This window comes from Pseudomonas sp. Marseille-P9899 (assembly GCF_903166565.1).
GTDB lineage: Bacteria > Pseudomonadota > Gammaproteobacteria > Pseudomonadales > Pseudomonadaceae > Aquipseudomonas > Aquipseudomonas huaxiensis.
Map to the genome: position 1 here is coordinate 36,179 of NZ_CAESCG010000005.1, position 16,356 is coordinate 52,534.

Sequence of the window (16,356 nt, forward strand, 5' to 3'; positions counted from 1 at the left end):
GGCGAGGAAATCTTGCAGATAAGCTTGGGAGACAGCGGAGGGTGGGGCGAGGACCAAGGCAGCATTGCGCCACCTTGGGGCATTCGGTAACAGAATGTGCGGGCGTGGTGCGTTACACGGAAACAGGAATGAGTTCGATCAGGCAGCAACGGCCGGTGATATCCAGCTCGCGCAATTGCGTGTTGTCGTGCAGGTAAAGGCAGTCGTACAGACCAAGGGTTTGCAGCGAATGGCCGCTGATGCCGACGTCCAGTGCGGACTGGGCACTGAACAGCAAGACCGTACTGGCCGAGCTGAACACCCGGCTGTAACCGCTGAACCACTGCAGGCGTGCGTGGTAACGCTGCGGCGCATAGATGAGGTTGAAGTCCCGGATCGAATCACCCAGCAGGCGGCAACTGACCTGACTCTCGCCGCTGAACACGTAGGCATCGAACGGCAGCAGTGCGCGGCTCTGCTGGCCATCCACCTGCAGGACCATGCCGTCGCCCTGCAACACGGTAATGATCCGCTGGTAGCCGGCAAAGCTGGAGAAACCACCGGACTCTTCGATATCGGCGATCGACAGGCGCCAGCCGAAACCGTCGAGGCCTTCGCCGGCATCACGGGTGATTTCTTCGGTGCTGCCGCCGCCGTTCTTCCAGGGCATGCGCGGGTAGTCGGCGGCACGGAGCAGGGTCAACTCGGTCATTTGCTGAAGCGTCCTTCGAGGCGATGGCGGGAACCTGGGTGGATCAGGCGGGCGGCGGTTACTGGCTGGCGACCGGACCAGGTGCGGCGGCGAATCAGCAGGCAGGGTTCGCCCTGCTCGATCTGCAGCAGCTTGCATTCGTCGGGCTCGGCAAGAATCGCCTCGACCACATGCTCGCCCTCGGCCAGCGGCGCGACCTGGGACAGATAGGCGTAGGGCGTTTGCCGGGTGAAGTCCTGCTGGAGGTAGTCGGGGGCGATCTGTGCGTTGACGTAACGGTCTTCGATCTGCACCGGCACGCCGTTTTCGTAGTGCACGATCAGCGAATGGAACACCCGCTGGCCCTCGCGCATGTCCAGCGCCAGGGCGCGCTCGGAACCGGCAGCCTCTTCGGTCAGGGTGACTACGCGGCAGGTGTGCTGGTGGTCGCGGGCGGCGATTTCGTCGGCGATGTTGTTCACGTCGAACAGCGCCGAGCGGGTCTTGGGTTCGGCAACGAAGGTTCCGACGCCCTGCATGCGCACCAGCAGCCCTTCGGCGGTGAGTTCGCGCAGGGCACGGTTGATGGTCATGCGGCTGAAGCCCAGTTCACTGACCAGCTCGCTCTCCGACGGCACCCGGTGGTGCGGCGGCCAGGTGCCGTTCTCGATCTGCTGGACGATCATCTGTTTGACCCGGGCATACAGCGGCGCCGGCCCCTCGCCCATCTGGGCAACCAGCGTGGAGACAGGAGGTTTCGGCACAGGAAAAGTCCTTGTTCTAATGAATGAACGGTAGCTTGCCGGAGTTTACCCAGCAGGCAAACGTCTGTATATGTATATACAAATAAACAAAACGAGGTGTCGTGTCGATGTCCGTCTTCTTTGCCGAACGCGCTCTGTTGCCCAGCGGCTGGGCTGAAAACGTCCGAATCGAGGTCGGCGCCGACGGTTTGCTGACCCGGGTACAAGCCAATGCCGAGGCCGATGGCGCCGAAAAGCTGAACGGACCGCTGCTGCCAGGCATGCCCAACCTGCATTCCCACGCGTTCCAGCGCGCCATGGCCGGTCTTGCCGAAGTGGCGGGCAATCCCAACGACAGCTTCTGGACCTGGCGCGAACTGATGTATCGGCTGGTCGGCAAGATCAGCCCCGAGCAGCTCGAAATCATCGCCCGCCAGCTCTACATCGAGATGCTCAAGGCCGGCTACACCTCGGTCGCCGAATTCCACTACGTCCACCACGACCCGCAAGGCAGCGTCTACGCCGACCCGACCGAGCTGTCCCGGCGCATCAGCGCGGCGGCCCGCCAGAGCGGTATCGGCCTGACCCTGCTGCCGGTGCTCTACAGCCACTCCGGCTTCGGCGGGCAGGCGCCCAACGAGGGTCAGCGGCGGTTCATCAACAGCACCGAACAGTACCTCGACCTGCAATCCCGGCTGAAACCGCTGCTGGCCGCCCAGCCCGCGCAAACGCTGGGGCTGTGCTTCCACTCATTGCGCGCGGTGACGCCGGAGCAGATCGCCACGGTCATGGCGGCTAGCGACAGCGCCTGTCCGGTGCACATCCATATCGCCGAACAAAAGAAGGAAGTCGACGACTGCCTGGCCTGGAGCGGACGGCGGCCGTTGCAGTGGCTGTATGAAAACGTCGAAGTCGATCAGCGCTGGTGCCTGGTCCACGCGACTCATGCCGAGGCCGACGAAGTCAGCCTCATGGCCCGCAGCGGCGCGGTGGCCGGCTTGTGCCTGACCACCGAAGCCAACCTCGGCGATGGCATCTTCCCGGCGGTGGATTTCCTCGCCGAAGGAGGACGCCTGGGCATCGGTTCCGACAGCCATGTGTCACTGAGCGTGGTGGAAGAACTGCGCTGGCTGGAATACGGCCAGCGCCTGCGCGACCAGCGACGCAACCGCTTGTACGGCGCCAACCAGCCGATGGTCGGACGCACGCTGTTCGACGCAGCACTGAGCGGTGGCGCCCAGGCGCTGGGGCAACCGGTAGGTGAACTGGCGGTAGGCAAGCGGGCGGACTGGATCGTGCTGGATGGGCTGGACCCGTACCTGGCGACGGCCAGTGACGACAACATCCTCAACCGCTGGCTGTTCGCTGGCGGGGATCGTCAGGTGCGGGATGTGATGGTCAACGGGGCCTGGGTGGTGCGCGAAGGCAGGCATGACGGACAGGAAGACAGTGCGCGGGCGTTTGCCGGGGTATTGAGGGAATTGCTCGGTTGAGTTTCAGGGCCTCATCGCTGACTAGCGATGAGGCCCTGAAGATCGATCAAGGCTTACGCGCCATATCCCGATCCGACACCCGCCAGATCAGCCGCGTCGTGTCATACCCCTGCTGCCGCGCCTTGGCCAGCAGGCTCTCCCGCTCCACCGCCGTCACGGTTGGTTTGCGCGACAGCAGCCACAGGTATTTGCGGTCTGGATTGCCGACCAGCGCGGTCTGGTAGTCATCACCGATATACAGCACCCAGTAATCACCTTTCGCCACGCCCGGCAGCAGCCGCGAGAACCAGTTGTCGAATTCCACCCAGAGCTTGTCGGTCTTGCCCGGCACTTGCGGCGTGGCGCTGCCGCTGGCTTCCTGCCACTCGCCTTGCAGGGTCAGGCAACGATTGAGCACCCCGACACTGCCGTCCGCGCGCAGGTTGTAGTGCGCCTCGGACTGGGCGCAATCACGCTGGAAATACATCGGCAAGCGCGCCAGTTCGAACCATTTACCCTGGTAACGCTTGAGATCGACCTGCCCCACCGTCTTCGGCGGCAGCGGCCCGTCGGCCACCGACGTGGCGCAACCGCCCAGCGTCAGTGCCGCGCACAAGGCCAGCAGTGGATAGACGTGTTTCATTTCAGACCCTGCCCCGCGTACATCAACACTTTGTCACCTGCGTACTGGACACTGATGAAGGTCTTTTCATCACCCCAGGTACAACTGGAAACACCCAACGCACCGGAACACTCGGTTGGACTCCCCAGCAGGGCTTCGACCTGGGCCTTGTCCATACCGGTTTTGAGTTTGGAATAGTTTTCCTGATTGAGTTTGCTGCACGCAGCCAGCAACACGCACAAGGACAACAAGGCGAGGGAACGCAACGACATGAAGGGTGCTCCTGAAAATAAAGGCGACAGGACTACAGCCTGTCGAGAGCTTAGAAGGAAAAACCCCGTTCCGGTTCCCGAAGCGCCCTGCTTTCAGATCAGCGTAATCCTTTGCCATTGGTCGAATGATTGCGGAACCGATTAATCTTTTTCCTACACCTGACGACACAACAGACGCTGCGGCGGATCGCCGCGCCCCCTTCGTAGATTGCCGTGACCTTACGATGACTAAAAACCTGAAATTCAGCCACAAGATCCTGCTGGCCGCCGCCCTCGTGGTCGTGGTGGCCTTCACCTGCTTCGTCCTGTTCAACGACTACCGCCAGCGCCAGTCGCTGCGCAGCAGCACCGAAGCCTCGATGCAGGAACTGGGCAGCCTCACTGCGGGCAACATCCGCACCTGGCTGGACAGCCGCATCCAGTTGCTCAACTCCTTTGCCCAGCAAGTGGCCGTCGACGGCCCAGGCAAGGACGCCCTGAGCCGCAGCCTGGCGCTGCCGGTGTACGCCAGCAACTTCGCCCTCACCTATTTCGGCGGCCAGGACGGCAGCATGCAGTCGGTGCCTGCCGGCAACCGCGCGGCCGACTACGACCCGCGCGTGCGCGGCTGGTACAAGAGCGCCAGCAGCGCCGGCCAGACCGTGATCACCGAGCCCTATGTTTCCGCCTCCATGGGCAAGCTGGTGGTGACCATCGCCACGCCGGTGCAACAGGCCGGCAAGTCGATCGGTGTGGCCGGCGCCGACACTGCGCTGGACACCATCAGCGCCATCATCAACTCGCTGAATTTCGACGGCCACGGCCATGCCTTCATCGTCAACGGCGATGGCAAGATCCTGATCCATCCCAAGAACGAGCTGGCCCTGAAAGCCCTCGCCGAGGCTTATCCACAGGGCGCGCCGGTCATCGGCAAAGGCCTGAAGGAAGTCGAGATCGACGGCCGCAAGCAGTTCATCAGCTTCACCCACATCGACGGCGTGCCGTCGGCGGACTGGTATGTCGCGCTGGTGCTCGACCAGGACGCGGCGTTCGCCATGCTCAGTGAACTGCGCAGCACCGCCGTGGTGGCGACCATCGCCGCAGTGTTGATCATCATCGGCCTGCTTGGCCTGCTGATCCGCGTGCTGATGGAGCCGCTGCACGTGATGGGCCGGGCCATGCACGACATCGCCGAGGGCAAGGGCGACCTGACCAAGCGCTTGAGCATTCATGCCCACGACGAATTCGGCACGCTGGGCCAGTCATTCAACCGCTTTGTCGAGCGGATTCACGAATCGATCCGCGAAGTGTCCTCGGCCACCGGCCAGGTCAACGAAGTCGCCCTGCGGGTGGTCAGCGCGTCCAATGCCTCGATCCACAACGCCGACCAGCAATCCAGCCGCACCAACAGCGTTGCCGCAGCGATCAACGAACTGGGCGCCGCCGCCCAGGAAATCGCCCAGAACGCCGCCCTCGCCTCGCAGCATTCCAGCGACGCGCGCAGCCTGGCTGAAGACGGTCAGCAGGTGGTCAACCAGACCATCGACGTGATGAACCAATTGTCGGCGCGGATCAGCGATTCGTGCGGCAACATCGAGACGCTGAACGCCAACACGGTGAACATCGGCCAGATTCTCGAAGTAATCACCGGCATTTCCCAGCAGACCAACCTGCTGGCGCTCAACGCCGCCATCGAAGCGGCCCGCGCTGGCGAGGCCGGCCGTGGTTTCGCGGTGGTTGCCGACGAAGTGCGCAATCTGGCCCACCGCACCCAGGACTCGGCGCAGCAAGTACAACGGATCATCGAAGAACTGCAAGCCGGCGCGCAGGTGGCGGTGAGCACCATGACCGAGAGCCAGAACCACAGCCAGCACAGCGTCGGCATCGCCAACCGGGCCGGCGAACGGCTGGGCAGCGTGACCCAGCGCATCGGCGAGATCGACGGCATGAACCAGTCGGTGGCTACCGCTACCGAGGAACAGACTGCCGTGGTGGAGTCGATCAACGTCGACATCACCGAGATCAATACGCTGAATCAGGAAGGCGTGGAAAACCTGCAGGCGACGTTGCGTGCCTGTAACGACCTTGAGCAGCAGGTCGAGCGGTTGAAGCATCTGGTGGGGAGTTTCAGGATTTAAGGCGGGCTTCAGGGCCTCATCGCCGGCTTGCCGGCGATGAGGCCCTGAAGAACAGCAGAGAATTCAAATCAGAACCTGGACCCAGGCTCCAGCAGAAAATCCATCTCCTCACTGGTACTCGGCCGCCCCAGCAACAGGTTGCGGTGCGGGAAGCGCCCGAACCGGGCAATCACCCGCTGGTGCTGCTCGGCATAGTCGAGGAAACCTTCGAACAACCGCTGATGCTCGGCCGGCTGGCCCGAAAGCAAGGCCCGGTAGCGCTCGACGCTGATGTTCTGCCAGTCGAGTACTTCGGCATGCTCCAGCACCAGCAGGATGAACACCCGCTGGATCGGCAGCAGTTGATAGTCCCAGGCACGGTCCAGGCCCTGCATCACCAGCACCTGGGCACGCCGATCGCCATCGAAGGCGCGCGGCGTGTCGCGGTGGATCATGCGCGGCAACTGGTCCAGCAACAGGACCAGGCCAAGCCAGCCCTGCGGGCTTTGCAGCCACTCGTCCAGACCGCCGGCCAACGCCTGCTCCACCAGATCGCCGAAGCGTTCTTGCGCCTCGGCATCGTGCTGCCTGCCGAACCACAGCGTGCTCTTCTCGTCAGCCACGGCCTGCGGGCTGGTACCCCAACCGAACCACCACTCCAGCAACGGCTGCCAAGGTGCGAGCATGACCTGTTTACTCCTGGTGATAACCGGTGACGCGCTCGACTTCTTCTTTCGAACCGAGGAACACCGCCACACGCTGGTGCAGGCTCTCCGGCTGGATGTCGAGGATGCGCTGTTTGCCGTCGGTGGAAGCGCCGCCGGCCTGTTCGATGATGAAGGACATCGGGTTGGCTTCGTACATCAGGCGCAGTTTGCCCGGCTTGGAAGGCTCGCGAGCGTCGCGTGGGTACATGAACAGGCCGCCGCGGGTCAGGATGCGGTGCACGTCGGCAACCATCGAGGCGATCCAGCGCATGTTGTAGTTTTTCTTCAGCGGGCCGGTCTCACCGTCCAGCAGCTCGCCGACGTAGCGCTTGACCGGGGCTTCCCAGTGGCGCTGGTTGGACATGTTGATAGCGAATTCGGCGGTGGTTTCCGGAACCTTGATGTTCTCGTGGGTCAGGACGAAGCTGCCCAGTTCGCGGTCCAGGGTGAAGCCTTTGACGCCGTTGCCCAGGGTCAGGATCAGCATGGTCTGCGGACCATAGATCGCGTAGCCGGCGGCGACCTGCTCGGTGCCTGGCTGCAGGAAGGCCTTTTCATTCAGGCTTTCGTTCTGGCTCAGGTACTCGTTCGGGCAACGGAGTACCGAGAAGATGGTGCCGACGGAAACGTTGACATCGATGTTCGACGAGCCGTCCAGCGGGTCGAAGACCAGCAGGTAGGCGCCTTTCGGGTATTTGCCGGGGATCTGGTAGGCATTGTCCATTTCTTCGGACGCCATGCCGGCCAGGTGACCGCCCCATTCGTTGGCTTCGAGCAGGATGTCGTTGGAAATCACGTCCAGTTTCTTCTGGACTTCGCCCTGCACGTTTTCAGTGCCCATGCTGCCCAATACGCCGCCCAGGGCGCCTTTGGACACGTTGTGGCTGATTTCCTTGCATGCGCGCGCCACCACTTCGATGAGGAAGCGCAGATCGGCAGGGGTGCTGTTGCTACGGGTCTGCTCAATCAGATAGCGACTCAGGGTAACGCGGGACATGTATAGCTCCGAAGGAATGGGGAGAGAAAAACCCACGCAGTTTACAGGGAGAGTGAAGCGCGGGCGAGCACCAGGACATGCTTGCCCGATCAGACGGCACATCGGCCCGCGAGTTCATGCCGTCCGCCGGGTTGGCGCTGGTCACTCCAGCGCGGTCCAGATTTCACGGGCGTATTCGCGGATTGTCCGGTCCGAGGAGAACCAGCCCATGCGCGCGGTGTTGAGCACCGCCGAGCGCCACCAGCGATTGGGCTCGTGCCAGAGCTCGTCGACCCGCCGCTGGGCTTCCCAGTAGGCGTCGAAATCGGCGCAGAGCAGGAAGCGGTCGTAGGTCACCAGCGAGTCCACCAGCCCGACATAACGCGCCGGATCGTCAGGTGAGAACACCCCGCCACGGATCGCCTGCAGCACGTCGTTGAGCCGGTGCGAAGCACCCAGCGCGGCCCCGGCACCAAAATCGCCACTGCGCTTGCGCGCCTCCACCTGCTGGGCGGTCAGGCCGAAGATGAACATGTGGTCAGCGCCCACCTGCTCGCACATTTCCACGTTGGCACCGTCGAGGGTGCCGATGGTCAGCGCGCCGTTGAGGCCGAACTTCATGTTGCTGGTGCCGGACGCCTCGTAGCCGGCGGTGGAAATCTGCTCGGAGAGGTCCGCCGCCGGGATGATGCTTTCCGCCAGGCTGACGTTGTAGTTGGGCAGGAACACCACCTTGAGCAGACCGCGCACGGTCGGGTCGTTGTTGACCACCTTGGCGATGTCGTTGGCCAGCTTGATGATCAGCTTGGCCTGGTGATAACTGGCTGCTGCCTTGCCGGCGAAGATCTTCACCCGCGGCACCCAGTCGGTGCCCGGTTCGGCGCGGATCGCCTGGTACAGGGCCACGGTGTGCATCAGGTTGAGCAACTGGCGCTTGTACTCATGGATGCGCTTGACCTGCACATCGAACATCGCCTCGGGGTTGACGGTAATCCCCACCCGCTCCTGAATCAGGCTCGCCAGCACACGCTTGCTGTGCAGGCGCTGCTCGGCGAATTTCTTGCGGAACGCCGGTTTGTCGGCGAACGGCTCCAGCCCGCGCAGCAGGGTTTCCGGGTCGTCCAGCAGCTCTTTGCCCAAGGCATCCACCAGCATGCCGGTGAGCCGCGGGTTGGCCTGGTACAGCCAACGGCGGAAGGTGATGCCGTTGGTCTTGTTGTTGATGCGGTCCGGGTAGAGCTTGTGCAGCTCGGCGAACACCGTGCTGCGCATCAACTTGGTGTGCAGCGCCGACACGCCGTTGATGCTGTGGGAACCGAGGAACGCCAGGTTGCCCATGCGCACCCGGCGGCCGTTGTCTTCCTCGATCAGCGACACGGCACGCAGCACGTCGAAATCGTGGATGCCTTTGGCCCGCAGCGCGTCGATATGGAAGGCGTTGATCAGGTAGATGATCTGCATGTGCCGCGGCAGCATGCGCTCCATCAGCCCCACCGGCCAGGTTTCCAGCGCCTCCGGCAGCAGGGTGTGGTTGGTGTAGGCCAGTGTGTTCACCGTCACTTGCCAGGCGGTATCCCACGGCACTTCGTGCTGGTCGACCAGCAGCCGCATCAGTTCGGCCACGGCAATCGAGGGGTGGGTGTCGTTGAGCTGGATGGCCGCCTGCTCGGGCAGGTTGAGCAGGGTGTCGTGCATGTTCAGATGACGGCGCAGCAGGTCTTGCAGCGAGGCCGAAACGAAGAAGTATTCCTGACGCAGGCGCAATTCCTGGCCGGCCTCGGTGCTGTCGGCCGGGTACAGCACGCGGGAGATGCTCTCGGCCCGGGCTACTTCAGCCACGGCGCCTAGGTGGTCGCCGGCGTTGAAGCGCTCCAGGTGCAGCTCCTCCAGCGCCCGCGCACGCCACAGGCGCAGGGTGTTGACGCTGGAACCGCGCCAGCCCACCACCGGCGTGTCATACGCCACCGCACGTACCGTTTCCGCCGGCCACCAGACCTGACGCGGCTCGCCGTCGCCGGTGTGCACGGTTTCGACCCGGCCGCCGAAGCTGATCGGGTAGATCACCTCGGCCCGCTCGAACTCCCAGGGGTTACCGAAATCCAGCCAGTTCTCGGTCTGCTCCTGCTGCCAGCCATCCACCACCGCCTGCCGAAACAGGCCGTGCTCGTAGCGGATGCCGTAGCCGTGTGCGGCGATGCCGAGGGTCGACATGCTTTCCATGAAGCACGCCGCCAGCCGGCCAAGGCCGCCGTTGCCCAGCGCCGCATCCGGCTCCAGCAGGCGGATGCGCTCCAGGTCGACATCAAGGCCTTCCAGCGCCTCGCGGGCGACGTCCAGCAGGCCGAGGTTGCTCAGGCTGTCGTAGAGCAGACGGCCGATCAGGAATTCGAGGGAGAGGTAATAGACCCGCTTCTGGCTCTTGCGATAGATCTGCCGGGTGTGGTCCATCCAGTGATCGACCATGTGGTCCCTGGCGGCCAGGGCGATGGCTTCGAACCAGTCGTGGTCGAAGGCGTGTTCGGGGTCCTTGCCGACCGCATAGGTCAGTTTGTCCAGCACAGCGGTGCGAAAAGCGGCCACCTCTGCGTCACGAGTGTTCGTTTCCTGAGACATGCGACGTCCTCGGGCAAATATGACGATTGCGGATGGAGATTTGACAGCCTAGACGGTTCGACACAGTGCGTAGGCGCTGGTTCGCACCTTTCATGGGAAAAGCAGATGCAAGAGCGGGACCGGCCGACGGCTCCCGCGCAATTGGTTGTTCACAAATTGATCAACTCCGGTATGATCGCGCGCCTTCCTATACCTATATGCCTGATCCCTGATGAAACCGACCCTGATCGCCGCCGCCGAGCTTGACCGTCTCGAGACGTGGCAGAAGTACGCCAGCCACATGTGCGGCAGCTGCATGTCCACCTGCTGCACCCTGCCGGTGGAGGTCAAGTTGAAGGATTTGATCCGCATCGGCGTAGTCGATGAGTTCGAAGTGGGCGAGCCGCCGAAGAACATTGCCAAGCGCCTTCAGAAGGAAGGCATCGTCGAGCGCTTCAGCCAGAAGTCGGGGATCTTCACCCTGACCCGGATGAGCAACGACGATTGCCTCTATCTGGATCGCAAGAGCCGGCTGTGCACCATTTATGACAAGCGTCCGGACACCTGCCGCAACCACCCGAAGATCGGGCCGCGGCCGGGGTATTGCGCGTACAAGCCGAAGCCGATGGTTCGCTGACCCCCCTCCGTGTAGGAGCGAGCTTGCTCGCGAAGGACCGCAAAGCGGTCCCAAAACCATCCAGCACGAGCCGCAGTCAAGCCAGTATCTGGTGTATCAGGGTTCGGGACCGCTGCGCGGTCCTTCGCGACGGTTCGGCGCCCCGACAAGCTCGCTCCTACAGTTCACACAGCCCTGGCAATAAACAGCAGAAACAAAAACGCCCCCGGCCTTTCGACCGGGGGCGTTTTCATTTCAAGCCAGGATTAGTTGGCTTTGGACTTCTTGGCAGCGCGGGTACGCTCGCCTTCGTCCAAGATTTTCTTGCGCAGACGAATCGACTTTGGAGTCACTTCGCACAGCTCGTCGTCCTGGATGAATTCCAGAGCCTGTTCCAGGGTGAAACGAACCGGCGGAACCAGGGCGATGGTTTCGTCCTTGCCCGAAGCACGCATGTTGTCGAGCTTCTTGCCTTTGGTTGGGTTGACACCCAGGTCGTTGTCACGGCTGTTCAGACCAACGATCTGACCGTTGTAGATTTCCTGACCGTGCTCGACGAACAGCTTGCCGCGCGCCTGCAGGGTTTCCAGGGAGTAGGTCAGTGCCTTGCCGGTTTCGACCGAAACCAGTACGCCGTTCTGACGACCGGACATGTGGCCGGACTTCATGGTGTCGTAGCGATCGAAGATCGAGGTCAGGATGCCTGCACCGTTGGTCAGGGTCAGGAACTGGTTACGGAAACCGATCAGACCACGGGCTGGAATGTTGTATTCCAGACGTACACGGCCCTTGCCATCCGGGGACATGTTGGTCAGGTCGCCTTTACGCAGACCCATCTCTTCCATGACCTTGCCCTGCGATTCTTCAGGGATGTCGATGGTGACGTTTTCGAACGGTTCCTGTTTGGTACCGTTGACTTCGCGGATGATTACTTCAGGACGGCCTACAGCCATCTCGAAGCCTTCGCGACGCATGGTTTCGATCAGAACCGACAGGTGCAGCTCACCACGACCGGAAACCTTGAACTTGTCAGCCGAGTCGCCTTCTTCAACGCGCAGTGCAACGTTGTACAGCAGCTCTTTGTCCAGACGTTCCTTGATGTTACGGGAAGTCACGAACTTGCCTTCTTTACCGCAGAACGGCGAGTCGTTGACCTGGAAGGTCATGGAAACGGTCGGCTCGTCGACGCTCAGTGGCTTCATCGCTTCAACGGCATCTGGGGAGCACAGGGTGTCGGAGATGAACAGCTCTTCGAAACCGCTGATGCAGACGATGTCGCCAGCCTGGGCTTCTTCAACGTCTACACGGTGCAGACCGTGGTGACCCATCAGCTTCAGGATACGGCCGTTGCGCTTCTTGCCGTTGGTGTCGATAGCGACAACCGGGGTGTTCGGCTTGACGCGACCACGGGCGATACGGCCAACGCCGATAACACCGAGGAAGCTGTTGTAGTCCAGAGCGGAGATTTGCATCTGGAACGGACCGTCACGGTCAACAGCCGGAGCTGGAACGTTGTCGATGATCGACTGGTACAGCGGGGTCATGTCTTCGGCCATTTCGGCGTGGTCCAGACCGGCAATGCCGTTCAGGGCCGAGGCGTAGACGACTTTGAAGTCCAGCTGTTCGTCGGTGGCACCGAGGTTGTCGAACAGGTCGAAGATCTGGTCCAGAACCCAGTCAGGACGCGCGCCCGGACGGTCAACCTTGTTGATCACGACGATTGGCTTCAGACCGGCTTCGAACGCCTTCTTGGTCACGAAACGGGTTTGCGGCATAGGGCCGTCTTGAGCGTCGACCAGCAGCAGAACGGAGTCGACCATCGACATCACGCGCTCTACTTCACCGCCGAAGTCGGCGTGGCCGGGGGTGTCGACGATGTTGATGTGGTAGCCATTCCAGTTGATGGCGGTGTTCTTCGCCAGAATGGTAATGCCGCGCTCTTTTTCCTGGTCGTTGGAGTCCATGACGCGCTCGTCGTTGAGCTCGTTACGCTCCAGAGTGCCGGACTGACGCAGGAGTTTGTCAACCAGGGTGGTTTTACCATGGTCAACGTGGGCAATGATGGCGATGTTGCGCAGATTTTCGATCACGTGGTGTATCTCGATCAGAGGATTCGGGTTGCCACCCAGTCTAGGTGGCGAATATGAATGAACGGCGCTCAGCGGACCCGTCGGTCGGGAGGGCGGTGGCGGATACTGCCGCCATACAGCCCGGGCGTCTTATGTCGGACGATAAACGCGCACATTGGCATGTCCCTCACTCAGCAAGTGGTGAGCGTGCAGCCGGCTCATCACACCCTTGTCGCAATACAGCAGGTACTGGCGCGTAGCATCCAGTTCCTTGAAGCGACTGTTGAGGGCATAGAACGGCAAGGCCTGGACCTCGATGCCGTCCAGTTCCAGAGGCTGGTCTTCCTGGGCGTCGGGGTGACGAATATCGATCACCACGTGCCCGGCCAGCGCCTGGCTGACTTCTTCGATCTGGATATCCTGGCCAAGTTCATCGATCACGTTGTCGATCGAGACCAGGCGAGCACGCTCCAGGGCGCGCTCCAGCACGGCCATGTCGAACTGCTTCTCTTCGTGGTCGACGCGGTGACGCTTGGCGCAGGTAGTCGGGTTCACCGAAATCACGCCGCAATACTCGGGCATGTGCTTGGCGAATTCGGCGGTGCCGATTTCGTAGGCCTGGTCGATGATGTCTTGCTTGTGGCTGGCCAGCAGCGGGCGCAGTACCAGCTTCTCGGTGGCCGAGTCGATCACCGCGAGGTTCGGCAGGGTCTGGCTCGACACCTGGGAAATCGCCTCGCCGGTCACCAGTGCGTCGATCTGCAGGCGGTCGGCGATGTTGCTGGCGGCGCGCAGCATCATGCGCTTCAGGGTCACGCCCATATAACTGTTGTCGACCTTGCCGAGGATCTCGCCGACCACTTCCTCGAACGGCACGCTGACGAACAGCACGCGCTGGCTGCTGCCGTATTTCTTCCAGAGGTAGTGAGCAACTTCCATCACGCCCAGTTCGTGCGCGCGACCACCCAGGTTGAAGAAACAGAAATGGGTCATCAGGCCGCGACGCATCATCTGGTAGGCGGCGACGGTGGAGTCGAAACCACCGGACATCAGCACCAGGGTCTGCTCCAGCGCGCCCAGCGGGTAACCGCCGATGCCTTTGTGCTGGTTGTGGATCACGTACAGGCGCTTGTCACGAATCTCGATGCGCACCTGGACTTCAGGGGTGCGCAGGTCGATGCCGGCGGCGCCGCACTGCTGGCGCAACTGGCTGCCAACATAACGGTCGACGTCCATCGAGGTGAAGTCGTGGTGGCCGCCGCGCTTGCAGCGCACGGCGAAGCGCTTGCCGGCCAGCAGGTGGCCGAAGTGCGCCTTGCACTTGGCGACGATATCGTCGAAGTCGCCCAGCGGGTATTCATCAACCTGCAGGAAATGCGCGATACCCGGCGTGCAGCTCAGGCGCTCGGTCATCTCGCGCAGCACCTTCTCGTCTTCGATGCGGGTGACCACCTCGAGGTTGTCCCAGACACCGTCGACCGCGAGCGCAGGATCGAGGTCCTTGAGCACGGTGCGAATGTTGCGGGCCAATTGACGGATGAAACGCTTGCGAACCGGCCGGCTCTTAATGGTGATTTCTGGGAAGACTTTGACGATTAGTTTCATGAAAACAGCGCGCGAGTGGCCAGCCGAAAAAGGGGGGCGCGGATTATAGCGGAAATTGCTCAAGGTTTGACCAACTTTTGTACAGAAGGTTTTCTCTGCACCGTTTTGGTTCGCCTAAACAAATTTGCGCATCTAAACAGTGCACAAAAAAGCCAGAAATCCGCCAGGAGCAGCTGAAACGCTTGAGATTGGGGCAAAAATTCCACTTCGGGGCACTGGCATGCAATTTGCTCCCTTGTGAGGCAGGTTGCCTTGGCCGAGTATTCGCGCCCGGCATCACCCAAATTAAAGGGCTGCACAGGCAAGCTCTACCCCACCCGGAGGACACTATGTCGAAGTCGGTTCAACTCATCAAAGATCATGACGTTAAATGGATTGATCTGCGCTTCACTGACACCAAAGGCACTCAGCACCACGTGACCATGCCAGCCCGTGATGCGCTGGATGACGACTTCTTCGAAGTCGGCAAGATGTTCGATGGTTCCTCCATCGCTGGCTGGAAAGGCATCGAAGCCTCCGACATGATCCTGATGCCGGTTGACGATACTGCCGTGCTGGACCCGTTCACCGAAGAGCCGACCCTGATCCTGGTCTGCGACATCATCGAACCTTCGAGCATGCAAGGCTACGACCGCGACCCACGTGCGATCGCCAAGCGCGCTGAAGAGCACCTGAAAAGCACCCTGATCGGCGACACCGTATTCGCCGGTCCAGAGCCAGAGTTCTTCATCTTCGACGAAGTGAAGTTCAAGTCCGACATCTCCGGCTCGATGTTCAAGATCTTCTCCGAGCAAGGTTCCTGGATGTCCGACCAGGACGTCGAAGGCGGCAACAAAGGCCACCGTCCAGGCGTCAAAGGCGGCTACTTCCCTGTTCCGCCGTTCGACCATGACCATGAAATCCGTACTGCCATGTGCAACGCACTGGAAGAAATGGGTCAGACCGTCGAAGTTCACCACCACGAAGTGGCGACTGCCGGCCAGAACGAAATCGGCGTCAAGTTCAACACCCTGGTGAAGAAGGCCGACGAAGTTCAAACCCTGAAGTACGTCGTGCACAACGTTGCCGATGCCTACGGCCGCACCGCGACCTTCATGCCGAAGCCTCTGTACGGCGACAACGGCTCGGGCATGCACGTTCACATGTCGATCTGGAAAGACGGCAAGAACACCTTCGCTGGCGAAGGCTATGCCGGCCTGTCCGATACCGCTCTGTACTTCATCGGCGGCATCATCAAGCACGGTAAGGCTCTGAACGGTTTCACCAACCCTTCGACCAACTCCTACAAGCGTCTGGTTCCAGGCTTCGAAGCTCCGGTAATGCTGGCCTACTCGGCTCGTAACCGTTCCGCTTCGATCCGTATTCCTTACGTTTCCAGCCCGAAAGCTCGTCGTATCGAAGCGCGCTTCCCGGATCCGGCTGCCAACCCGTACCTGGCCTTCGCAGCACTGCTGATGGCCGGCCTGGACGGTATCCAGAACAAGATCCACCCTGGCGATGCCGCCGACAAGAACCTGTATGACCTGCCGCCTGAAGAGGCCAAGGAAATTCCACAGGTTTGTGGCAGCCTGAAAGAAGCCCTGGAAGAGCTGGACAAGGGCCGCGCGTTCCTGACCAAGGGCGGCGTGTTCTCCGACGACTTCATCGATGCCTACATCGCTCTGAAATCCGAAGAAGAAATCAAGGTTCGCACCTTCGTACACCCACTGGAATACGAGCTGTACTACAGCTGCTGATTCCAGCGTGACACAAGGGCGGCATGAAAATGCCGTCCTTGGCGCTCACTCAAAATGCCCCGGCTTGCCGGGGCATTTTTTTGCGCGCGCGGTGAGGCCATCGTGCTGCAAAATTGAAAACGGCTTCGCACTGAAAGCCTCTTTTCGGACATCAAAATAAGCCCGCTCTGATCGTTCCAT

13 protein-coding genes and 1 pseudogene are annotated in these 16,356 nt (G+C 61.5%); 5 read left to right on the forward strand and 9 right to left on the reverse strand.

The features are described 5' to 3' along the window. Positions 1-112 precede the first annotated feature (112 nt). Positions 113-691, reverse strand: a complete 579-nt coding sequence (locus tag HWV67_RS22525; RefSeq protein WP_175652856.1) for a HutD/Ves family protein — start codon at positions 689-691, stop codon at positions 113-115. Beyond that, a complete protein-coding gene (gene hutC, locus HWV67_RS22530; RefSeq protein WP_175653117.1) occupies positions 688-1,398 on the reverse strand; it encodes a histidine utilization repressor in 711 nt (236 codons plus the stop codon). Before hutC ends, HWV67_RS22525 begins: the two co-directional genes overlap by 4 nt. A gap of 143 nt (positions 1,399-1,541) precedes the next feature. Here hutC and HWV67_RS22535 point away from each other — a divergent pair, with 143 nt between their 5' ends. Further along, entirely contained in the window at positions 1,542-2,906 is a 1,365-nt protein-coding gene (locus HWV67_RS22535) for a formimidoylglutamate deiminase (RefSeq protein ID WP_175652857.1), read from the forward strand. A 46-nt stretch (positions 2,907-2,952) separates the two neighbouring features. Here HWV67_RS22535 and HWV67_RS22540 read toward each other — a convergent pair whose 3' ends face one another. Beyond that, positions 2,953-3,528 (reverse strand): lipocalin family protein, encoded by a 576-nt coding sequence (locus HWV67_RS22540; RefSeq protein ID WP_110972309.1) that lies wholly within the window; start codon positions 3,526-3,528, stop codon positions 2,953-2,955. Next, positions 3,525-3,779 carry an outer membrane protein assembly factor BamE domain-containing protein gene (bamE, locus tag HWV67_RS22545; RefSeq protein WP_095155814.1) on the reverse strand — a complete coding sequence of 85 codons (255 nt, stop codon included), beginning with the start codon at positions 3,777-3,779 and terminating at the stop codon, positions 3,525-3,527. Before bamE ends, HWV67_RS22540 begins: the two co-directional genes overlap by 4 nt. 224 nt (positions 3,780-4,003) lie before the next feature. Here bamE and HWV67_RS32225 point away from each other — a divergent pair. Both HWV67_RS32225 and HWV67_RS32230 read left to right on the forward strand, forming a co-directional pair. Beyond that, positions 4,004-5,041, forward strand: a pseudogene (locus HWV67_RS32225) (HAMP domain-containing protein); the annotation flags it as partial. Between the two features lie 66 nt (positions 5,042-5,107). Then, a complete protein-coding gene (locus HWV67_RS32230; protein ID WP_371929330.1) occupies positions 5,108-5,896 on the forward strand; it encodes a methyl-accepting chemotaxis protein in 789 nt (262 codons plus the stop codon). 68 nt (positions 5,897-5,964) lie between these two features. On the opposite strand, the gene HWV67_RS22555 is transcribed toward HWV67_RS32230, so the two are convergent. The 3 genes from HWV67_RS22555 to HWV67_RS22565 all read right to left on the reverse strand — a co-directional run bounded on the left by HWV67_RS22555 (position 5,965) and on the right by HWV67_RS22565 (position 10,171). Then, a complete protein-coding gene (locus HWV67_RS22555; RefSeq protein WP_175652859.1) occupies positions 5,965-6,561 on the reverse strand; it encodes a DUF924 family protein in 597 nt (198 codons plus the stop codon). A gap of 7 nt (positions 6,562-6,568) precedes the next feature. Continuing rightward, positions 6,569-7,579 carry a class 1 fructose-bisphosphatase gene (locus HWV67_RS22560; RefSeq protein ID WP_095155811.1) on the reverse strand — a complete coding sequence of 337 codons (1,011 nt, stop codon included), beginning with the start codon at positions 7,577-7,579 and terminating at the stop codon, positions 6,569-6,571. Between the two features lie 141 nt (positions 7,580-7,720). Then, a complete protein-coding gene (locus tag HWV67_RS22565; RefSeq protein WP_175652860.1) occupies positions 7,721-10,171 on the reverse strand; it encodes a glycogen/starch/alpha-glucan phosphorylase in 2,451 nt (816 codons plus the stop codon). A 211-nt stretch (positions 10,172-10,382) separates the two neighbouring features. Between HWV67_RS22565 and HWV67_RS22570 the strand changes: the two genes are divergently transcribed. Beyond that, positions 10,383-10,787 carry a YkgJ family cysteine cluster protein gene (locus HWV67_RS22570; protein WP_110972313.1) on the forward strand — a complete coding sequence of 135 codons (405 nt, stop codon included), beginning with the start codon at positions 10,383-10,385 and terminating at the stop codon, positions 10,785-10,787. A gap of 245 nt (positions 10,788-11,032) precedes the next feature. Here HWV67_RS22570 and typA read toward each other — a convergent pair whose 3' ends face one another. Both typA and thiI read right to left on the reverse strand, forming a co-directional pair. Continuing rightward, positions 11,033-12,856: a translational GTPase TypA gene (gene typA, locus HWV67_RS22575; protein ID WP_175652861.1), complete on the reverse strand. Its 1,824-nt coding sequence runs from the start codon at positions 12,854-12,856 to the stop codon at positions 11,033-11,035. A 129-nt stretch (positions 12,857-12,985) separates the two neighbouring features. Then, entirely contained in the window at positions 12,986-14,440 is a 1,455-nt protein-coding gene (gene thiI, locus HWV67_RS22580) for a tRNA uracil 4-sulfurtransferase ThiI (protein ID WP_095155807.1), read from the reverse strand. Between the two features lie 329 nt (positions 14,441-14,769). Between thiI and glnA the strand changes: the two genes are divergently transcribed. Beyond that, complete coding sequence (glnA, locus tag HWV67_RS22585) at positions 14,770-16,176, forward strand: type I glutamate--ammonia ligase (protein ID WP_095155806.1); 1,407 nt, start codon at positions 14,770-14,772, stop codon at positions 16,174-16,176. Positions 16,177-16,356: the final 180 nt, after the last annotated feature.

What these genes read in the sequence shown, in the direction of transcription:
- hutC (WP_175653117.1), bottom strand. Translation starts at nt 1,398, where the DNA reads ATGGGCGAGGGGCCGGCGCCGCTGTATGCCCGGGTCAAACAGATGATC.
- HWV67_RS22535 (WP_175652857.1), top strand. Translation starts at nt 1,542, where the DNA reads ATGTCCGTCTTCTTTGCCGAACGCGCTCTGTTGCCCAGCGGCTGGGCT.
- HWV67_RS22560 (WP_095155811.1), bottom strand. Translation starts at nt 7,579, where the DNA reads ATGTCCCGCGTTACCCTGAGTCGCTATCTGATTGAGCAGACCCGTAGC.
- HWV67_RS22555 (WP_175652859.1), bottom strand. Translation starts at nt 6,561, where the DNA reads ATGCTCGCACCTTGGCAGCCGTTGCTGGAGTGGTGGTTCGGTTGGGGT.
- HWV67_RS22540 (WP_110972309.1), bottom strand. Translation starts at nt 3,528, where the DNA reads ATGAAACACGTCTATCCACTGCTGGCCTTGTGCGCGGCACTGACGCTG.
- HWV67_RS22570 (WP_110972313.1), top strand. Translation starts at nt 10,383, where the DNA reads ATGAAACCGACCCTGATCGCCGCCGCCGAGCTTGACCGTCTCGAGACG.
- bamE (WP_095155814.1), bottom strand. Translation starts at nt 3,779, where the DNA reads ATGTCGTTGCGTTCCCTCGCCTTGTTGTCCTTGTGCGTGTTGCTGGCT.
- HWV67_RS22525 (WP_175652856.1), bottom strand. Translation starts at nt 691, where the DNA reads ATGACCGAGTTGACCCTGCTCCGTGCCGCCGACTACCCGCGCATGCCC.
- HWV67_RS22565 (WP_175652860.1), bottom strand. Translation starts at nt 10,171, where the DNA reads ATGTCTCAGGAAACGAACACTCGTGACGCAGAGGTGGCCGCTTTTCGC.
- glnA (WP_095155806.1), top strand. Translation starts at nt 14,770, where the DNA reads ATGTCGAAGTCGGTTCAACTCATCAAAGATCATGACGTTAAATGGATT.
- thiI (WP_095155807.1), bottom strand. Translation starts at nt 14,440, where the DNA reads ATGAAACTAATCGTCAAAGTCTTCCCAGAAATCACCATTAAGAGCCGG.